The sequence below is a fragment of the Ancylomarina euxina genome, from assembly GCF_003863355.1.
GTDB lineage: Bacteria > Bacteroidota > Bacteroidia > Bacteroidales > Marinifilaceae > Ancylomarina > Ancylomarina euxinus.
In genome coordinates this window covers 29,665-46,222 of record NZ_QQWG01000010.1, presented here as the reverse complement: position 1 = coordinate 46,222, position 16,558 = coordinate 29,665, and the positions used below count along the sequence as shown (strand labels likewise).

Genomic DNA, 16,558 nt, shown 5'->3' with positions numbered 1-16,558 from the left:
ATCAATAAATTGCATCAACTATCTATTATCATTTTTCATTTTGAATAACCATACTATTATCTCCACAAGAACCATCAATCTCAGGCTGAAGGGTTACATGATTGATATCAAATTTCTCATCCAATACATGCTCTATTTGATGAAGAATTTCATTGACTCTACTCAGTTTTAGATCTTCTTTAAAACTAATATGAGCTTCAAAATTGATTTGTTTATCATCGAGTTGCCATACATGAACGTGATGCATATTATTCACTTCAGGAATATTCTGTAATTCCGTATTAATATCATCCAAATTTACCTTTGCTGGAGCAAACTGCATCAATATCCTAACACTTTCCTTTATCAAACCCCAGCTTGAATAAACGAGATAAAGTGCAATTCCTATAGATAGAACTGAATCGACCCAGGCAACGTCCCATAAATACATGGCTAATCCTCCCAAAACAACTGCAACAGATGAGATCATATCTGTAAGTAGATGTAAATATGCAGAACGCATATTCATATTATTCTTAGCATCTTTTTGAACCAGCAAAACACTCAAACCATTCAACACGATTGACAAGCCACCCAAAATCATAACCATGCCTGATTGCACTTCTACAGGATCAGAAAAGCGAGAAATGGCTTCTTTCAATAAGAAAAAAGCAATCACAATTAAAGACACAGCATTGATTAGAGCTGCCAATATCTCAGCGCGTTTATACCCATACGTTTGAGAAGGTGTTTGATCTCTCTTCGATAACTTACTCGCAAACCACGAGATAATAAGAGCCAACACATCACTAAAATTGTGCATTGCGTCTGACATTAATGCCAAACTACCCGAAATAAAACCACCGACGACTTGAGCAAGAGTTATACCTATATTTAAAACAATAGCTATAGCAAGATTTCTACCTTTTAAATCGCCATGATCATGCTTATGTCCGTGCTCGTGTTTATGCTCGCCCATTTATCTAATTTTAATATATTTCCTATTGATTATCAATAATAGCCTTCTTTCCTCTTACGAATATGCTTGGCTAAAGATAAAAAGATTATCCTTATCGAAATTAAATATAAATAGAATTCAATCTTAGATAACAGACTTCAAACACTAACTTCATTTCTAATTACATACCAATAAGTTAAGAACATTAAAAAATCAAATCGCACATCAAAAGACGACAACAAGACATATACACATTTGTAGATTCATTAATATTTCTATCTTTATCCCTATCATGAAAACTCCGAGTTATTAACAACTAAGCCTCTGGTAAGTTCTAATAACCGATGGGTAATATTAGGAAACTTAATTGCCTCCCGTGGACTAGATCCTAAATTGGAAAGGAGAAATATGTGATTTGGCTTCTGGGCTATATACTTCATCAACAACATGCCCAACATGCTAAAAAACAGACAACTCCAATATCAGTTTATCATTGAGTTTTCTTAAATTTAGCAGAGTGGAAAAAATTTACAAAAACATATTATTAATAGCAGGAACGGGTCAAAATGTGGGTAAAACACTTTTTGCCAGTCAAGTGATAGCACAGTATGCTATCCTTTTTCCAGTTATTAGTATTAAAATCGCTCCACACTTTCATCGACTGAATCCTGACGCACAAATCATAGAAAAAGGCACGGATTATTCTATCATAAAAGAATTAAATGCCAATGGCAATAAGGATAGTCAACGGTTTTTAAATGCAGGGTCAAAAGAAGTCTATTACGTTCAATGTATGGATAATAAACTCCCCCTTGTTTTTGATAAGCTTATGAAACTCCTACCACCTGATTCACCAATCATATGCGAATCTGGAGGCTTAAGGCAAATTATGAAACCAGGTATTTTCTTAATAATTAATAAAAAAAACAATAACCAAATAAAACGCCAAGCTTTAATAGATAAAGGACTAGCAGATAAATGGATTGAATTTGATGAACACAAATTTGACTTTGATCCAAAAAATCTAAAATTCTCGAAATCTGGCTGGACTATTCAAAACTAACCCTATGATCACTTTTAATGAAGCCCTTAAGACGGTTAAACATGCTACTAAGAAGTTAGAAAAAGAGCATATTGAACTATCAAAATGTTTAAACCGCGTTTTAGCTGAAGATGTGGTATCCCCTATTGCTATTCCTCCATTTAATAAATCAGCAATGGATGGATTTGCTTGCCGTCAGGCCGATTTATCAGAGACTCTTGAAATTCTCGAAACCATTCCTGCGGGAACTCCACCAACAAAAATTATTGGAGAGAAACAATGTTCGAAAATAATGACTGGTGCAATGGTTCCTGAGGGGGCAGATTGCGTTATCATGGTAGAACATACAGAAATAACTGATGATAAATTTGTTCGCTTTACAGAAACAAAAACGAAGACTAACATTTGCATCCAAGGTGAAGATATTCAAGAGAATGATGTTGTTTTAAAAAAAGGAACCCGATTAAAAGCACAACACATTTCGGTGCTTGCTGAAATTGGATGTACGCAACCTCTGGTCTATCAAAGAGTAAGAGTTGGTATCATCGCAACGGGAAGTGAATTGGTAGAACCCAATGAAACCCCAGCTCCAACGCAAATCAGGAATGTCAATTCATGGCAATTGATGGCTCAACTTGAAAAAATTGGCATCACTGGTAATTACTATGGTATCGTTGCAGATTCGAAAGAAGCAACTAAAGCGGTTATTGCCAAATGTATCGAGGAGAATGATCTCCTTATTATTTCGGGTGGTGTTTCAGTAGGTGAATACGATTATATTCCGCAAATATTAAAAGAATTAGAATTCAATATTTGGTTTCATACACTAAGTGTAAAACCAGGTAAGCACACCGTATTTGCAACTCGACAAGGCAAATATGTTTTTGCTATGCCAGGTAATCCTGTTTCATCATTTGTACAATTTGAGTTACTAGGGAAAGCCTTAGTTTTTCGTTTGATGGGACACGATTACTACCCAAGCATTGTTCGCTTGCCAATTTCATGTGACTACAAACGCAAAAGAGTCGATCGTTTGGAGTTTATTCCCGTACGATTAAATGCCAATAATCAAGTGATTCCTGTTAACTATCACGGATCGGCACACATTAATGCATTCACCCAAGCTGATGGTATAATGGCCATCCCAAGAGGTGTTGATGAATTTACAGAAGGAGAATTTGTACATGTTAGACAGATATAAGAGAAATATTAGTTACCTCAGAATCTCAGTTACAGATCGATGTAATCTTCGCTGCTCATACTGCATGCCCGAAGATGGTATCGATCTGATGGCTCATGATGATATGCTGAGTTTTGAAGAAATTGTAAGCTTTGTTGAAGAAGCTATTAAAACGGGTATTACAAAAGTCCGTTTAACGGGTGGGGAGCCATTGGTTAGAAAAGGAATCGTTGAGCTAGTTGAAAAAATTGCCAATATTAAGGGGCTTGAAGATTTAGCTCTTACAACGAATGGCATTTTACTGGAAAAATATGCCGATGACTTGGCTAAAGCTGGTCTTAAGCGTGTGAATATCAGCCTGGATACACTTAACCCCAAAACATATCGCGAAGTTACCCGATGTGGCGATATTGAAGATGTATTTAAAGGTATTGAGGCATCCAAAAAGGCTGGATTAACGCCTATTAAGATCAACTGTGTGCGTATGCCAGACAGTAGTGAAACCGAATTGATTGCGCTTAAAGCATACTGTAAGTCCAATGATCTTGATTTACGTTTTATTCGACAAATGGATCTGGAAACAGGTGATTTCTCAATTGTTGAAGGTGGCGAAGGTGGAAATTGCAAAAAATGCAATCGCATTCGCCTTACAGCCAATGGTAAAGTTAAGCCCTGCTTATTTAATCAAAATGAATTTGATGTAAAAGAGTTGGGTGCTAAAGATGCAATTAGAAGAACGATTGAAAGTAAGCCTGAAGAGGGAAGCAAAAACAAAATAGGGAAGTTTTATAATATTGGAGGCTAATTTTAATGTCCTGATTAGCTAATACGATGATGTGAAGATTAAAACATTCAATCACAAAAAACCGAATTAACTAATTTACAAACTTCTAAACATACAAATTCACTAATTACAGATGACTGATAATAAGTTCACCCATATAGATAAAGACGGCAAAGCTAATATGGTTGATGTCGCCCATAAAGATCCTCAGATTAGAGAAGCAAAAGCTTCCGGAAAAATCTTATTATCACCAACAACTATTGAGTTAATTCGTGATAATGACATGAAAAAAGGTGATGTATTGACTATTGCAGAAATTGCAGGTATCCAAGCTGCCAAGCAAACCAGCAACCTCATTCCTCTTTGTCATACATTAATGATTACGAAAGCTGAAGTAAAATGTAAGTTAATTGATAATGGTGTGCAGGTGAACACACGTGTAAAGTGCATTGGACAAACTGGTGTAGAGATGGAAGCCCTTACAGCCGCTAGTGTGGCTCTATTAACCATTTACGACATGTGCAAAGCTGTTGATAAAAACATGACTATGGAGGATATCAAATTAGAGGAGAAAACTAAAGTTGATTTATAAATATGATGATTCGGTAATGTGTTGATTTAATGATATCTAATAAAATAGGACGTGACTATTTAAACCGATGGCTCTGACTAAAATTATACACCTTAGACACATTTCGTCTGAATAAATCTGCAAGATTCCGCTCCCTGATCCAATATAAACGACAAGACACTAAGTATCAAACACACGAACTAACAAACTCATAAAAATGACTAAAGTAGATATACTCTCGGTTAATATTTCTGATAAAAAAGGGATCGTTAAAAAGCCGGTACCTTCAATCGAACTAAATAAAATGGGTGTTGCACAAGATGCTCACGCTGGGAATTGGCACCGTCAGGTTAGTCTATTGGCTCAAGAAAGTATCGATAAGTTCTCAGAACAAGCCAAACGTAAAATTAAATTTGGTGAATTCGCTGAAAATATTACAACTCGGGGGATTATCCTACACAAATCAGCCCCTCTTGATCGTTTCATTATGGGCGATATGGTTTTGGAGGTTACACAAATCGGTAAAAAATGCCATGGCGATAATTGTAGTATTTTTCGTGAAGTAGGAAATTGTGTGATGCCTAAGGAAGGTATATTCTGTCGTGTACTCGAAGGTGGTGAATTAAAAGCTGGTGATCAACTGGAATATCAGCCTCGTATCATGAAAACACTCATTATAACCCTTAGCGATCGTGCCAGCAGAGGTGAATACATAGATAAGAGTGGACCATTACTTAACAAATTAGCTGAAGATTTTTTCAATTCTAAAAATCGTCATTTCGATATTGAAACAGTCATTATTCCTGATGACGAAGAACTATTAAAGACCATTCTTTTGAAAGCGCAGGCTGAGAACTACGATATGGTTTTCACAACGGGTGGTACAGGCATCGGACCTAAGGATATCACTCCTGACGTGATTAAACCTCTATTAACCAAGGAGATTCCTGGTATCATGGAGTTGATTCGTGTGAAATATGGTATGGAAAAAGCAAATGCTCTTGTTAGTCGTGGTATTGCTGGGGTTATGGGTAAAACTTTGATTTATACACTTCCTGGCAGCCCTAAAGCAGTCAACGAGTATTGCTCAGAGATTTTCAAAACCATTGAGCACTCCCTATACATGCTAAATGAGCTGGATTTACACGGATAAAACTTTTTTTTTCAAAATTCTGAATCTGATTATCAAAGCATTCAAATAAATATTGGCTAGAGGTGCATTTTTTATTTGGTAGAAGACCTTTTTTAACTTACATTTGCACCCGTTATAAGAACAGATAATAAAACGTATTGGAGAGATGGCAGAGTGGTCGAATGCGGTAGTCTTGAAAACTATTGTGCGGCAACGTACCGGGGGTTCGAATCCCTCTCTCTCCGCTTAAAAGCATCAAGGTTGAAAAACATTGGTGCTTTTTTTTATGTTCTCAACTTTCATAGATGAGATGGATCAAGCGGATCAAGGGATCAAGTCGAAAAGTTGGGATCACAGGTAGAAGTTTTTCCGGAACAGGGGGTCGTAATCAATTCATGACGAAGAATCATCTATCTCTCAGCAATATTAAACATCAAATTTTGGTTTTTTTGGTATTCTTACTTCCTAAGATCAACTTAAGACACATATAAGTAGATCCCCATATAATGGCAAAAGCATCCTAAGAGGACCAGAATATGAAAAATGGCATGATTAAATGGTATTCTTTTGATGCTGTATAAAATAGCACCAATCGTATAAGCTAAACCGCCTGAAAAAAGCCAGGTAAGTCCCTCTGTGGATAAATGCTGATACAAAGGCTTAATAATGAAAATGACCATCCATCCCATAAACAAATACATAAGGGTAGACAGAAGTGAGAAACGGCCGGTAAAAAACAGCTTAATCGTAATACCAACCAAAGCAAATACCCAAACGACTATAAAAACAATCAGTCCCGTTTTCTCAGGCAAGGTCAACAAACAAAAGGGTGTATAGGTTCCTGCAATCAAAACATAAATGGCAGCATGATCAAATATTCTCAAACGTGATCTTTTATCAGGTTCTTTTGCACGATGATAAAGCGTGGATGCAGCAAATAAGATCATCATACTTAAGCCAAAAATACCAAAGCTTACCATTTGTGCCATATCTCCAGACAAATACGCCTTTCTGATTAAAAACAGAGTCCCTATAAATGAAGCTATAAATCCCAAAGCATGCGAATAAATATTTATCTTTTCTTCTAACGGGGAATAGGTTTTATTTTTGGGATTTTGCATCATATTAAAAGCTAAACGGTTAATTCTATAACCGCTAAAGTTAAACAATATACCCATATCTGAAAATTTCTTTTCAGCCAGAAACAAAATGCTTATCCTATCCACAAAAGTATGATGTTGACTAATATAGGATTTCAAATCCTTTACAATAGAACCTGCTCTAAAATAAAACCTAATACCCCCAATAGAAAAGAGGATAATCTGTACGAATTATCCTCTTTTCTATTAACGCCCTCTCCCTTTTGGAAAAAATCTATAATGCTATAATCTACTCATTTCTAGTATGCTATAAACCTGCCCCGAAATTCCAGCTTGACTTGATGGAAATTCCATATCAAATGCTGCAGTTCCAACGGTAAATCCAGAAGCTCCATTGGTTTTAACCACTTCTATTCTTTTCTGGCTATCGATACTACCGGCAACAACAACTGGTTTTGACGATGCTTCACAGACTTCTTGTATCAATTGTGGAATATCTTCTCCTGTAAATCGGTAGGCCAAAAGATCCAAGCCATCGACCCCATCAATAGCTGTAATCTGCGCGGCATGTGCGGCAATCTCAGGAATTGTTCCGGTAAGAATACTTGGATGATCTTCAATCGTACCTACGAAAGGATAGTATTTTAAGGAGTGATCTTTAACTATTGCAGCAATAAGTTCAGGTCGTGTTCCTCCCAGTAAATAGTCAACATTCAGATCCATGGCCACCCTGGCAGATCTTTCTTCACTCTCCGCATCCAAACTCACCACTTCCAAATAAACCTTAACACCTTCTTTCTTCAAATCTTCTGCAAGAAGCTTTAATTCGCTAGTGGGCAATCCAATATCTTTAAAACCAATATGCTTTGCTCCTGCAGCTGCAATCTCCTTCACATATTCTCTGGCATCAGATACAGTCTGATCATCCTTTGTCAACATAAATATAAAATCTATACTCATCTTTCTCTCTAATCGTTTGTTGTTTTGTATTTGAAAAACAAAAGTAGCATTTTATTAAATGCTACTTTACTTGTTTTTTCTCATAATATACCTTATATCCGTACAAATAAGATTTATCAGCCAACAAACGGTACAGACGTGATTGATTGCATCTCTCGGAACTAATTCATGGTGAAGTGATTTTCAAAAACTTAGAATATATACCAATCAACTTATCTGACTGAGTGTAAATATTAAACTCCTCTTCTACCCCTTTTCGTGCACTAGTGGACAACTCCTGTAATTTATCTTCCTGATTTAAAAGATCTTTTATAGCAGTGGCAAGAACTTCTGGCGTGTTATTTTCATAAATGATTCCTCCATTCGACTTTTCAACTATTTCGGGAAAAGCTCCCAATTTGGGTTGTACCACTGGTACACCCGAAGCCATACTTTCCAATAGGTATAATCCAAAGGCTTCTCCATTGCGAACAGGAACCGAAATTATCTTAACCTTAGAAAAGAAATCGTGTCTGCCCTCACCATCGAAATCTTCATGAAATTCAACCTGATCTGTGAGATTAGCTTCCCTTAGTTTTTGTCTTAATTGTTTGATGAGCGCTTTATCCTCGCCTGTTGAACCTCCCGTCAGGATCAATTTCACATCATCGACAGCCTTGTCTTTTTTGAGATGAATAAAAGCATCCACCATAATGTCGAAACCATTGGCTTCGCACATCCGGGATATATAACCAATGTTTCGCTCTTTGGTATTTACTGCAACATACCTGTACTCCTCAGGATCGACGCCTAAATAATTGGTGAATACTTTCTCCTTGGGAAGTTTCATTTTTTTTATAGAAACCTGCGCATAAAAATCACTAACAGCGATAAAAGCATCAATATCTTCTGCTTTTGTACTCATAAGTGCCCAAATTTTATCTCGAAAAGAATCATTCATGGCATCAACCCAAACTTCCTCATCTTGTAAAGAACAAATGATAATCGCATTGGGAAATTCCTTTTTTAGTCTTGGCGCCAATCCCAAAAGCAATGCATTTGATATATGAATCACATCTGGCTGAAGGTATTCTGACACCCAACTAACCATACGATTCAATTCATCTTTTTGCTTACCTTTTTCCCCCATCAACATGGAAATGGTCATTTCTTCCAGCCCTTTTGCACTAGTAGATCCAGCCATGCTTGCTGCAAGCTTTAACATGGGCCCTGAATTCAAAAGACGATCGACCCAAGCCGGTGCATGCCTGAAAATAGGATACAATTGCTTTAGGTAAATACTGATAGCACCATAAAAGACAGGTATCTCGTTGAGATCATGCTCATCTGAAAATAAAGGCAAATACATGGGGATTTTGGTAACCTCATGGCCTTGCTTTTTCATGGCCAAATGAAACTTATCGTCGCGTAAACAATTGCCACAGTAAAAACTCCCTCCTGAGCCTGGTATGATTTGTAGAATATTCATAGCTGTGCTTTGTATTGAACACACAAGATAATAAAAGCAGAATTAAGTTGGGTTGGTACCGTTCAATTGTTGAGAAATAAAAAAAAGATGACCAATTCTGATCATCCTCTTCTACATTTTTAGAAATCTTGCATTACTTCCAGCGGGTCTCTTTCCACTCCTTTTGCTCTTCAGTGTTTAGGAATGTCCAAGCCACAATACGGCTGGTTTTATTGCCTTGTCCCATAGGAATAACCTCTACCTTTTCAGCACCAAGCTCCTGCAGAACTTTATTAACCAACTTTAAATTCGATTGCTTAGAAACAAGGCTTGAGAACCAAAAGCAGCTCTTTCCAAACTTCTTACTTTCCGAAATCATCGTTTTCAGGAAACGGCCTTCGCCACCTTCGCACCACAATTCGTTTTGCTGCCCCCCAAAGTTTAATGTTGGGGTTTTTACTTTCTTCTCATTTAGGTTATTCACCTTACGTTTCGAAGCAGCCTGTGCATCTTCTGCTGAAGCATGGAATGGCGGGTTACATACGGTCATATCCACACGTTCTTCGCGAGTAAAGACACCATAAAAATAATCCTTACTGCTAGCTTGCAGTCGGCACTCCACACCACCCTTAAGTGTTGGGTTAAATTCAATGATTTTGTTAGCAGAAGCTAGAGCAATAGGATCAATATCGGTTCCAATAAAAGACCAACCGTATTCTGTTCGTCCTATAATTGGGTAAATGCAATTGGCACCAACACCAACATCAAGACAGGTAATCTTCTCCCCTTTGGGCATTTCACCAAAATTACTCCTGCACAAAAGATCTGCAATATGGTGAATGTAATCAGCTCTACCAGGAATTGGAGGACATAAATAGTTCTCAGGAATATCCCATTCGCTCAGTCCGTAATAATGCATCAACAAAGCCTTATTCAGCATTTTAACCGCCTTGGGATCTGCAAAATCAATAGACTGATCATCGTACTTGTTTAATATCATAAAAGGCTTTAAGTCTGGACATGACTCAAGTAGTTCTTTGAAATCGTAACGCTCTCGATTCTTATTGCGAGGGTGTAATCTTGATTTTATCTTAGCGTGTTCTTTCTTATCTGGAAGCATAGCTTTATAATCTGAATATGAATAATCGGTATTTTATTGGTATAAATAAACCATCAGCGATCTGCAAAAATACGACTATTTTAGCGATAATGATCACAAAGCTGCCATTCGATTTCTATGGATTGGGCGAATAGACCAATAAGACCTCCATATGTACATCAGGAATCATCCAATGATCGGTATTGGGAGCTATTTTACAGACTGAACCTTTCTTCACTTGCTCATGCTTATCACCATTTACTATGATACCTGCTCCTTCAGTTACGTAGCATATTTCCCACAATGGGTGCTTATGCCCTCGGCCTTCTTTTTCGAAAACCAGTATTTCGCTCACAATTTGTCCACCTTTTTCAAGAAGGGTTTCCATGCTTCCAAAGGATGTTTTTCTTTTCATATCTTTCTTCTTTTAAATACACTATTCTACAAATCATTCAAAACTACAGATTATGCAGATTAACACAAATTTTATCCGAAAGAATCATTTTATTTTTTAAATCCAAATTTTATTGAACATCAGATATTCCTTTGGATAAATCTGTGGCCTATTGTTTTAGAATCTAATAATTCCACTCATCCTTTAAAAGGGAATAAACCACATCATCAAACCACTCACCATCTATCAGGATGCTCTGCTTAAAATGCGCCTCTTTCCGAAAACCCAAGCCTTCGACCATTTTAATTGAGTTGACATTACGGGGATCAATGGAGCAAATAATTCGACGTTTGTTCAAATCCGTAAACAGGTACTTTATTATTGCATTTAAAGCCTCACTTGCAAAGCCTTTTCCCTGATATTTTTTTTCTATAGTGCAGCCAATTTCAACCTGGAACTTGTCAATATCAAAAAAATGAATGCCCAAATCTCCTATCAATTCACCATTCTCCTTATTGATAATACCTAATTGGAACCAGGTATTATACTCATCGATTGTCTCAGCAACCTTACTAATAAAATTATGAGCATCATCTAAAGTCTTAGGAATCCAACCTTGATATTGGTTTGTCACAGCATCTGAGCGGTATTTAAATATGTTTTCAGCATCCTCTTGACAGACCCTTCGCAATAACAGTCTTTCGGCATTTATTTCTAATTTATTTTTCATCGATATCTGTTCTTTTCATGATAACAAAATATGACTTCATTTAATTCCAATATCTAATAAGGGGCATTCTACCAGTTAAATATGAGATAGATAAAAATAGTGATTATTCATCATTATGAACATTCCTCAGGTTTATAATTAGACTATCTAAATAAATTATTGAAAAGGATGTCAATTTTGTAATATTTTAAGCTTTAAAGCCTCCTTCAAAATAAGGCCTTATCAATTTCGATTAAATAATTGAATAATAATTTTGTATATTTATTAGAGGCTAAATACCTGACATATTGACGAATCACTTCCATCACAACTAAATCTGTAGAATGAAAAAAAATGAAACAAAGCGTTTTACCAGAAGAAGTTTGATTAAATACACCGGACTTCTTGGTCTAGGATCAATACTTGGAGTTAAACTACTATCATGCACTTCGTCCTCAAAACCCGGAGGGAAAATGATTAAAGTGATGACACCTGAAGGGAAACTCATGGAAGTGAATGAAACCGATATGTCCATGGCACATCCCCATTTTGCAAATATTGAAGAATCCCGAAAAGGCATTCCTGGAAGGAAATTTGTAATGGTGGTCGATTTAGCCAAATGCAAGAATGCCCGAGAATGTATTAGGGCCTGCGAACACCATCATAATTTAACGCCTGATCGTCCTTTTATTAAAGTACTCGAAATCCAAGACAATCCCAGATCTGCCCCTTACTGGATGCCAAAAAAATGTTTTCAATGCGACAATCCGCCTTGTGTTAAAGTATGCCCCGTGGGAGCAACCTATAAACGATCGGATAATATTGTTCTTATCGATAATGAAAGATGCATTGGTTGCAGATTCTGTATGGCTGCATGTCCCTATTCTGCGAGGGTGTTTAATTGGGGCAAGCCTAAACAAAGTCAGGACGTGACGAATATAAAATACTCACCAGAGACAAGTACTCCGAGCAAAATTGGGACTGTAGAAAAATGTGATTTCTGTCCTGATATGATCAGAGGTAAGAAACTCCCTCACTGTATTACAGCTTGTCCTAATGGAGTTCTGTATTTTGGTGATGCCAATGAAGATACTGTTACTAATGGAGAGGATACAGTCCGTTTAAGTAAGCTTCTTCGTGATAAAGCGGGTTACAGATATTTGGAGGAATTGGGCACAGAACCCAATGTTTATTATCTGCCTCCGGTTGACCGTTTATTCCCATTTAAAGATACAAAAGCCTAATATGACTGAAAATAACACGACACAGCAAGACATAAAGCATCGTGATGATCATGTGATAAAAAAGCTCCTAAGTACTGTTGGCCGCCCCAATCCTATTTTTAAAATCTGGATTATTGCACTTTTAGTCATCATTTTCGTAGGTTGTTTTGCCTATTACCGACAACTCCGATTTGGTCTAATCGTCACATCCATGAGAGACTATACTTCATGGGGAATATACATCTCAAATTTCGTATTCTTTGTAGCCGTCAGTCTGATAGGCTCATTAGTTAGCTCAATTTTAAAACTAGCCAAGGTTAAATGGTCCTACCCCTTAACCCGAATTTCGGAAATAATCGCTGTTGCGGCTATCATTTGCGCAGCTGTTATTATTATTGTTGATATGGGACGCCCTGATCGTTTTTTGAATGTCATTTTCTATGGAAGGATACAATCTCCCATTATATGGGATGTATTGGTTATTATGACTTACCTAATTATTAGCGTTCTCTTACTGTATCTCCCAATGCTGCCAGACATTGCTCTCTGCCGAGACCGCTTGAAAAATATTTCAATATGGAGACAGAAAATGTACAAAATACTGGCTCTTAACTGGCAAAATAAACCTGGGCAGTTGAGACGTTTGAAGAAAACATCTACCATTCTCGAAATCATGGTGATTCCGGTTGCATTTGCCATCCACACCATCACGTCCTGGCTATTTGCAACCACATGGCGTCCAGGATGGGATAGCACTAACTTAGGCCCTTACTTTGTTTCTGGAGCCTTTATGCTGGGAGCTGCTGTTATTATTATTGCCATGTTTTTTATTCGCAGATCGTTTAGGCTTGAAGATTTTATCACCAATGACCACTTCGATAAAATGGCTAAAATCCTGGTGCTACTGTCATTGGTTTATTTGTACTTCAATATCAACGAGTATTTGGGGCCAGCCTTTAAAATGGTTGGTGTTGAAGGAGAGCATATCACTGAACTCTTCAGCGGAGACTATGCTACAATGTACTGGCTGGTTCAGATTCCAGGACTCATGTTGCCCATTTTGGTTATGCTGTTTAAGTTTGGTCGCAAGCCATTTGTTGTCATGATTGTTTCTTTTTTTGTTCTTATGGGTGCATGGTTCAAAAGATTCCTAATTGTTATTCCATCACTACAGCATCCTTACCTTCCCATCCAAGATGTGGATGAGTCGTATTTACATTATTATCCAAGCTGGGAAGAATGGGCTATTACCCTGGCTTCATTTGCAGGTGTCTTACTCATCATCACCGTTCTGCTCAAACTATTCCCTATTATCCCCATTCAGGAATATATCAATCATCAAGATAACGGAGAAGTTCAATCTACTGACAAATGAAAAAAAATATCGACATAAAGCCAAATTACTATCTACTTAGAAAACTCATTTTAATGCTTTTTTTAATGGGTGGATTGGTTGCTTTCTCACAGAAGAAAACAGCAGAAATCCAATGCAGATTTATTGATGACGAGTCAGATAAACGAATCGCTATTCAGATTTTTCAACGAAATGGTTCTGATCTAAATCCTGTGGAAGAATTAGATGTCTTACTCTATGTGGAACGCTTGTTTACGAATTTACCCCTTGGGGATCGATTCAATACAACTGATGAAAAGGGTTTGGTTGAAATTAAATTTCCATCAGATCTTCCGGGTGACTCAATCGGCAATTTGAATCTCATTATAAAAATTGAAGATGCTGAAACCATAAGGGATACCATCATATACACAAAGGTAAAATGGGGTATTCCCGTTCTTTACGATAGGTCAGAGGAAAAAAGATCGCTTTGGTCTGCACGGGCAAATGCACCCCTGACTTTATTAATCCTAGTCAACGTCTTGTTATTAGGAGTATGGGGCATTATTTTTTACATCTGCTACGAGATGTATCTGATAAAAAAGGAGTAATCATTAAAAAACAAAAACTATGAATACAAGAACTTTAGTAATCGTATTAATTGGAGTCGCAACTTTGTTTTTAATGGCTTTTATTAAACCATTTTCAACAAGTGAGAGCTGGGAAGTTCCAGCAAAGTATAAAAAAATGAAGAACCCCTATGCTGGAGTCGAAGATTCTGAAAGAGTAGGGCAAACGCTCTATGTGGTGCATTGTAAATCATGTCATGGTAAGACTGGAATGGGAGATGGAACTAAAAGTAAATCATTAAAGACTGCAATACCTAATTTCACCAGCGAAGAGTTTCAATGTCAGACTGACGGTGAGCTCTACTACAAAACCATTTTTGGTCGGGATGAAATGCCTTCGTATGAGAAGAAAATAAAAGATGATGAAGACCGATGGTTATTGGTTAACTACATCAGAACACTCAATAAATAAGTTACAATAGCTCGATATAAGGATAGCAGATAAAAAATTAGCCCCAGCCGAGGCTTGGGGCTAATAAAAATATACAACTACTAAAAACTATTAAGGAAATTGTGAATCGATAAAAAACAAATATCTATAATCCAAAGTCTTTATCCATTAGAATGCATATTTAAAATGAAGCTGAAAGCGCATACTTCCGACTTCTTCTGAATCACTAACCTGACCATTAACCTGTGTTGAACCATATGCCGCAGAAGTATATAAAACTTGTGTTCCAATCATAAAACTACCTGAGTAGATTTCTACACGAGGTCCAAATTGATACACATAGTTAATATCTGCTCCCCGGCTGTAAAGGCCAACAAAACCTTCATCATTCCTAGCCAGATCATCATCTGCTCCTAGATTTTTCGTATAGCCAGCAAACAAGCCATATCGAATATTTCCCGTTGTGGTATATACATCAGACCATACCGATGAGGTTTTGATATTTGTATATTCATAATCGCCATTGGCTTTCACATTCTTTACACCATAGCCCCCTATCATGACAAAGTTATACATGTTCTGACCATAAATGGTTTGCAAATTCCAGGCGATTTTATCAGTCTTAAAAGTCATCCAAGCATTCATCTGATAGCTTGACAATAGCTCATTGGTTTTTGCTCCCATAGGATTTACGACCATAGGTTTTAAAAACTTATATCCTGCCGTCGCTCCCAGACTGAATCCCTTTGCCAAATCGTACTTCACTTGAGCCGAAAATTCAGGAATGCTGGCTTGTTGGGCATACTTCACGTTAGCACCTTCGGGACCTGTGCTTTTAAAATCCATTTCAGATAAGACGGCTAACATCGCATAGCCTTTGTCACTTAACTTACGAGTGTAACGAAACTGAGGTGCTCTTCCCAAAACATTAAAAGGCAATCCCCCACCCCAATGCAAGACATTCGGGTAACAAGACGTTACAAACATGGGATGCCAATACTTACCTACCAATAGTTCATCTTTCTCCCAATTTAACTTCACAAAAGCATGTCTTAATCGGAATAAGCCAATTTTATCATTTGAGGTCCCAACAAAGTCACCTTGAATAGTTGCCGAACCTTTTGCTCCGAAGGCTTCGAAACCCGAAACACCTACATTCAATCGGGAATGTATTGAAGTCATAAACAATTCCGACCTATCATTAAGATCAGCACCATTAATATCAGCAGATTTTGGAGCTGGGTAAAGTATTACATCCCCTTCGCGGGAATTAACAGTCTTTCGTGTATCCAATATGGCTTCAGCCGATACAAAGCCACTTATCTTTACTTTAATCTCTTCCTTTTTTTGGGCTAAACTCAACAGAGGAGCGAAGGCGATTAACATTAGTATAATCTTTTTCATTATCGTATTTTTTACAAACAAATAAACGACAGGCTTATTTGAATGTTTGGGGTTTAATTATTTGGGTTAAATCAGATTTAATAATGCGCATAAAAACAGAGCCTGATTTATCTATAGAAAGCTAAGTCAAATTAAAATCCTTCATTAATTTGTCAGGTCTGTTTTATATGCATTTCACAACAATCAATCATACACCTAAGACAAAAGCTAAACGTCCTTAAAA

The 16,558-nt window shown here is 37.1% G+C and carries 17 protein-coding genes, 1 tRNA gene and 1 riboswitch; of the genes, 10 read left to right on the top strand and 8 right to left on the bottom strand.

Features of this window, described 5'->3' with window-relative positions; all coding sequences use genetic code 11:
* Positions 1 to 28 precede the first annotated feature (28 nt).
* On the bottom strand, positions 29 to 958 hold the full coding sequence (locus DWB61_RS10985; protein ID WP_125030956.1) for a cation diffusion facilitator family transporter: 930 nt from the start codon (positions 956 to 958) through the stop codon (positions 29 to 31).
* 267 nt (positions 959 to 1,225) lie between these two features.
* Positions 1,226 to 1,357: riboswitch (molybdenum cofactor riboswitch) on the top strand.
* 97 nt (positions 1,358 to 1,454) lie between these two features.
* Here DWB61_RS10985 and DWB61_RS10980 point away from each other — a divergent pair.
* From DWB61_RS10980 to DWB61_RS10955, 6 genes are all read left to right on the top strand, one after another.
* Positions 1,455 to 2,000, top strand: a complete 546-nt coding sequence (locus DWB61_RS10980) for a hypothetical protein (protein ID WP_125030955.1) — start codon at positions 1,455 to 1,457, stop codon at positions 1,998 to 2,000.
* Between the two features lie 4 nt (positions 2,001 to 2,004).
* On the top strand, positions 2,005 to 3,180 hold the full coding sequence (locus DWB61_RS10975; protein ID WP_125030954.1) for a molybdopterin molybdotransferase MoeA: 1,176 nt from the start codon (positions 2,005 to 2,007) through the stop codon (positions 3,178 to 3,180).
* Entirely contained in the window at positions 3,137 to 3,964 is an 828-nt protein-coding gene (locus DWB61_RS10970; protein WP_125030953.1) for a GTP 3',8-cyclase MoaA, read from the top strand. The genes DWB61_RS10975 and DWB61_RS10970 overlap by 44 nt, the downstream gene beginning before the upstream one ends.
* Positions 3,965 to 4,076: 112 nt before the next feature.
* Positions 4,077 to 4,535: a cyclic pyranopterin monophosphate synthase MoaC gene (gene moaC / locus DWB61_RS10965; protein WP_125030952.1), complete on the top strand. Its 459-nt coding sequence runs from the start codon at positions 4,077 to 4,079 to the stop codon at positions 4,533 to 4,535.
* Positions 4,536 to 4,731: 196 nt separating this feature from the next.
* Positions 4,732 to 5,667, top strand: coding sequence for an MOSC domain-containing protein (locus DWB61_RS10960; protein ID WP_125030951.1), 936 nt, complete (start codon positions 4,732 to 4,734; stop codon positions 5,665 to 5,667).
* Positions 5,668 to 5,806: 139 nt separating this feature from the next.
* Positions 5,807 to 5,891, top strand: a tRNA-Ser gene (locus DWB61_RS10955).
* A gap of 231 nt (positions 5,892 to 6,122) precedes the next feature.
* Here DWB61_RS10955 and trhA read toward each other — a convergent pair.
* The 6 genes from trhA to DWB61_RS10925 all read right to left on the bottom strand — a co-directional run bounded on the left by trhA (position 6,123) and on the right by DWB61_RS10925 (position 11,376).
* Complete coding sequence (gene trhA, locus DWB61_RS10950) at positions 6,123 to 6,872, bottom strand: PAQR family membrane homeostasis protein TrhA (RefSeq protein WP_225423383.1); 750 nt, start codon at positions 6,870 to 6,872, stop codon at positions 6,123 to 6,125.
* Positions 6,873 to 7,028: 156 nt separating this feature from the next.
* On the bottom strand, positions 7,029 to 7,706 hold the full coding sequence (locus DWB61_RS10945; protein WP_125030950.1) for a 4-hydroxythreonine-4-phosphate dehydrogenase: 678 nt from the start codon (positions 7,704 to 7,706) through the stop codon (positions 7,029 to 7,031).
* Between the two features lie 166 nt (positions 7,707 to 7,872).
* Complete coding sequence (locus DWB61_RS10940; RefSeq protein ID WP_125030949.1) at positions 7,873 to 9,174, bottom strand: glycosyltransferase family 4 protein; 1,302 nt, start codon at positions 9,172 to 9,174, stop codon at positions 7,873 to 7,875.
* A gap of 133 nt (positions 9,175 to 9,307) precedes the next feature.
* Positions 9,308 to 10,273 (bottom strand): 23S rRNA (adenine(1618)-N(6))-methyltransferase RlmF, encoded by a 966-nt coding sequence (rlmF, locus tag DWB61_RS10935; protein WP_125030948.1) that lies wholly within the window; start codon positions 10,271 to 10,273, stop codon positions 9,308 to 9,310.
* A 115-nt stretch (positions 10,274 to 10,388) separates the two neighbouring features.
* Positions 10,389 to 10,667: a cupin domain-containing protein gene (locus tag DWB61_RS10930; protein ID WP_125030947.1), complete on the bottom strand. Its 279-nt coding sequence runs from the start codon at positions 10,665 to 10,667 to the stop codon at positions 10,389 to 10,391.
* A gap of 163 nt (positions 10,668 to 10,830) precedes the next feature.
* Positions 10,831 to 11,376 carry a GNAT family N-acetyltransferase gene (locus tag DWB61_RS10925; RefSeq protein ID WP_125030946.1) on the bottom strand — a complete coding sequence of 182 codons (546 nt, stop codon included), beginning with the start codon at positions 11,374 to 11,376 and terminating at the stop codon, positions 10,831 to 10,833.
* A gap of 323 nt (positions 11,377 to 11,699) precedes the next feature.
* Here DWB61_RS10925 and DWB61_RS10920 point away from each other — a divergent pair, with 323 nt between their 5' ends.
* The 4 genes from DWB61_RS10920 to DWB61_RS10905 are packed head-to-tail and all read left to right on the top strand — an operon-like array spanning position 11,700 to position 14,952.
* Positions 11,700 to 12,599 carry a 4Fe-4S dicluster domain-containing protein gene (locus DWB61_RS10920; RefSeq protein WP_125030945.1) on the top strand — a complete coding sequence of 300 codons (900 nt, stop codon included), beginning with the start codon at positions 11,700 to 11,702 and terminating at the stop codon, positions 12,597 to 12,599.
* 1 nt (position 12,600) lies between these two features.
* Positions 12,601 to 13,953, top strand: coding sequence for an NrfD/PsrC family molybdoenzyme membrane anchor subunit (gene nrfD / locus DWB61_RS10915; protein WP_125030944.1), 1,353 nt, complete (start codon positions 12,601 to 12,603; stop codon positions 13,951 to 13,953).
* Positions 13,950 to 14,522: a hypothetical protein gene (locus DWB61_RS10910; RefSeq protein WP_125030943.1), complete on the top strand. Its 573-nt coding sequence runs from the start codon at positions 13,950 to 13,952 to the stop codon at positions 14,520 to 14,522. The genes nrfD and DWB61_RS10910 overlap by 4 nt, the downstream gene beginning before the upstream one ends.
* A gap of 19 nt (positions 14,523 to 14,541) precedes the next feature.
* The gene (locus DWB61_RS10905; protein ID WP_125030942.1) at positions 14,542 to 14,952 is read left to right on the top strand and encodes a c-type cytochrome; all 411 of its coding nucleotides are present in this window, start codon (positions 14,542 to 14,544) and stop codon (positions 14,950 to 14,952) included.
* Between the two features lie 147 nt (positions 14,953 to 15,099).
* Here DWB61_RS10905 and DWB61_RS10900 read toward each other — a convergent pair whose 3' ends face one another.
* Positions 15,100 to 16,335 (bottom strand): hypothetical protein, encoded by a 1,236-nt coding sequence (locus DWB61_RS10900; protein WP_125030941.1) that lies wholly within the window; start codon positions 16,333 to 16,335, stop codon positions 15,100 to 15,102.
* Positions 16,336 to 16,558 lie beyond the last annotated feature (223 nt).

What these genes read in the sequence shown, in the direction of transcription:
- DWB61_RS10910 (WP_125030943.1), top strand. Translation starts at nt 13,950, where the DNA reads ATGAAAAAAAATATCGACATAAAGCCAAATTACTATCTACTTAGAAAA.
- DWB61_RS10940 (WP_125030949.1), bottom strand. Translation starts at nt 9,174, where the DNA reads ATGAATATTCTACAAATCATACCAGGCTCAGGAGGGAGTTTTTACTGT.
- DWB61_RS10930 (WP_125030947.1), bottom strand. Translation starts at nt 10,667, where the DNA reads ATGAAAAGAAAAACATCCTTTGGAAGCATGGAAACCCTTCTTGAAAAA.
- DWB61_RS10985 (WP_125030956.1), bottom strand. Translation starts at nt 958, where the DNA reads ATGGGCGAGCATAAACACGAGCACGGACATAAGCATGATCATGGCGAT.
- DWB61_RS10970 (WP_125030953.1), top strand. Translation starts at nt 3,137, where the DNA reads ATGAATTTACAGAAGGAGAATTTGTACATGTTAGACAGATATAAGAGA.
- DWB61_RS10960 (WP_125030951.1), top strand. Translation starts at nt 4,732, where the DNA reads ATGACTAAAGTAGATATACTCTCGGTTAATATTTCTGATAAAAAAGGG.
- DWB61_RS10905 (WP_125030942.1), top strand. Translation starts at nt 14,542, where the DNA reads ATGAATACAAGAACTTTAGTAATCGTATTAATTGGAGTCGCAACTTTG.
- nrfD (WP_125030944.1), top strand. Translation starts at nt 12,601, where the DNA reads ATGACTGAAAATAACACGACACAGCAAGACATAAAGCATCGTGATGAT.
- DWB61_RS10945 (WP_125030950.1), bottom strand. Translation starts at nt 7,706, where the DNA reads ATGAGTATAGATTTTATATTTATGTTGACAAAGGATGATCAGACTGTA.
- moaC (WP_125030952.1), top strand. Translation starts at nt 4,077, where the DNA reads ATGACTGATAATAAGTTCACCCATATAGATAAAGACGGCAAAGCTAAT.
- rlmF (WP_125030948.1), bottom strand. Translation starts at nt 10,273, where the DNA reads ATGCTTCCAGATAAGAAAGAACACGCTAAGATAAAATCAAGATTACAC.
- DWB61_RS10920 (WP_125030945.1), top strand. Translation starts at nt 11,700, where the DNA reads ATGAAAAAAAATGAAACAAAGCGTTTTACCAGAAGAAGTTTGATTAAA.
- DWB61_RS10925 (WP_125030946.1), bottom strand. Translation starts at nt 11,376, where the DNA reads ATGAAAAATAAATTAGAAATAAATGCCGAAAGACTGTTATTGCGAAGG.
- DWB61_RS10975 (WP_125030954.1), top strand. Translation starts at nt 2,005, where the DNA reads ATGATCACTTTTAATGAAGCCCTTAAGACGGTTAAACATGCTACTAAG.
- DWB61_RS10900 (WP_125030941.1), bottom strand. Translation starts at nt 16,335, where the DNA reads ATGAAAAAGATTATACTAATGTTAATCGCCTTCGCTCCTCTGTTGAGT.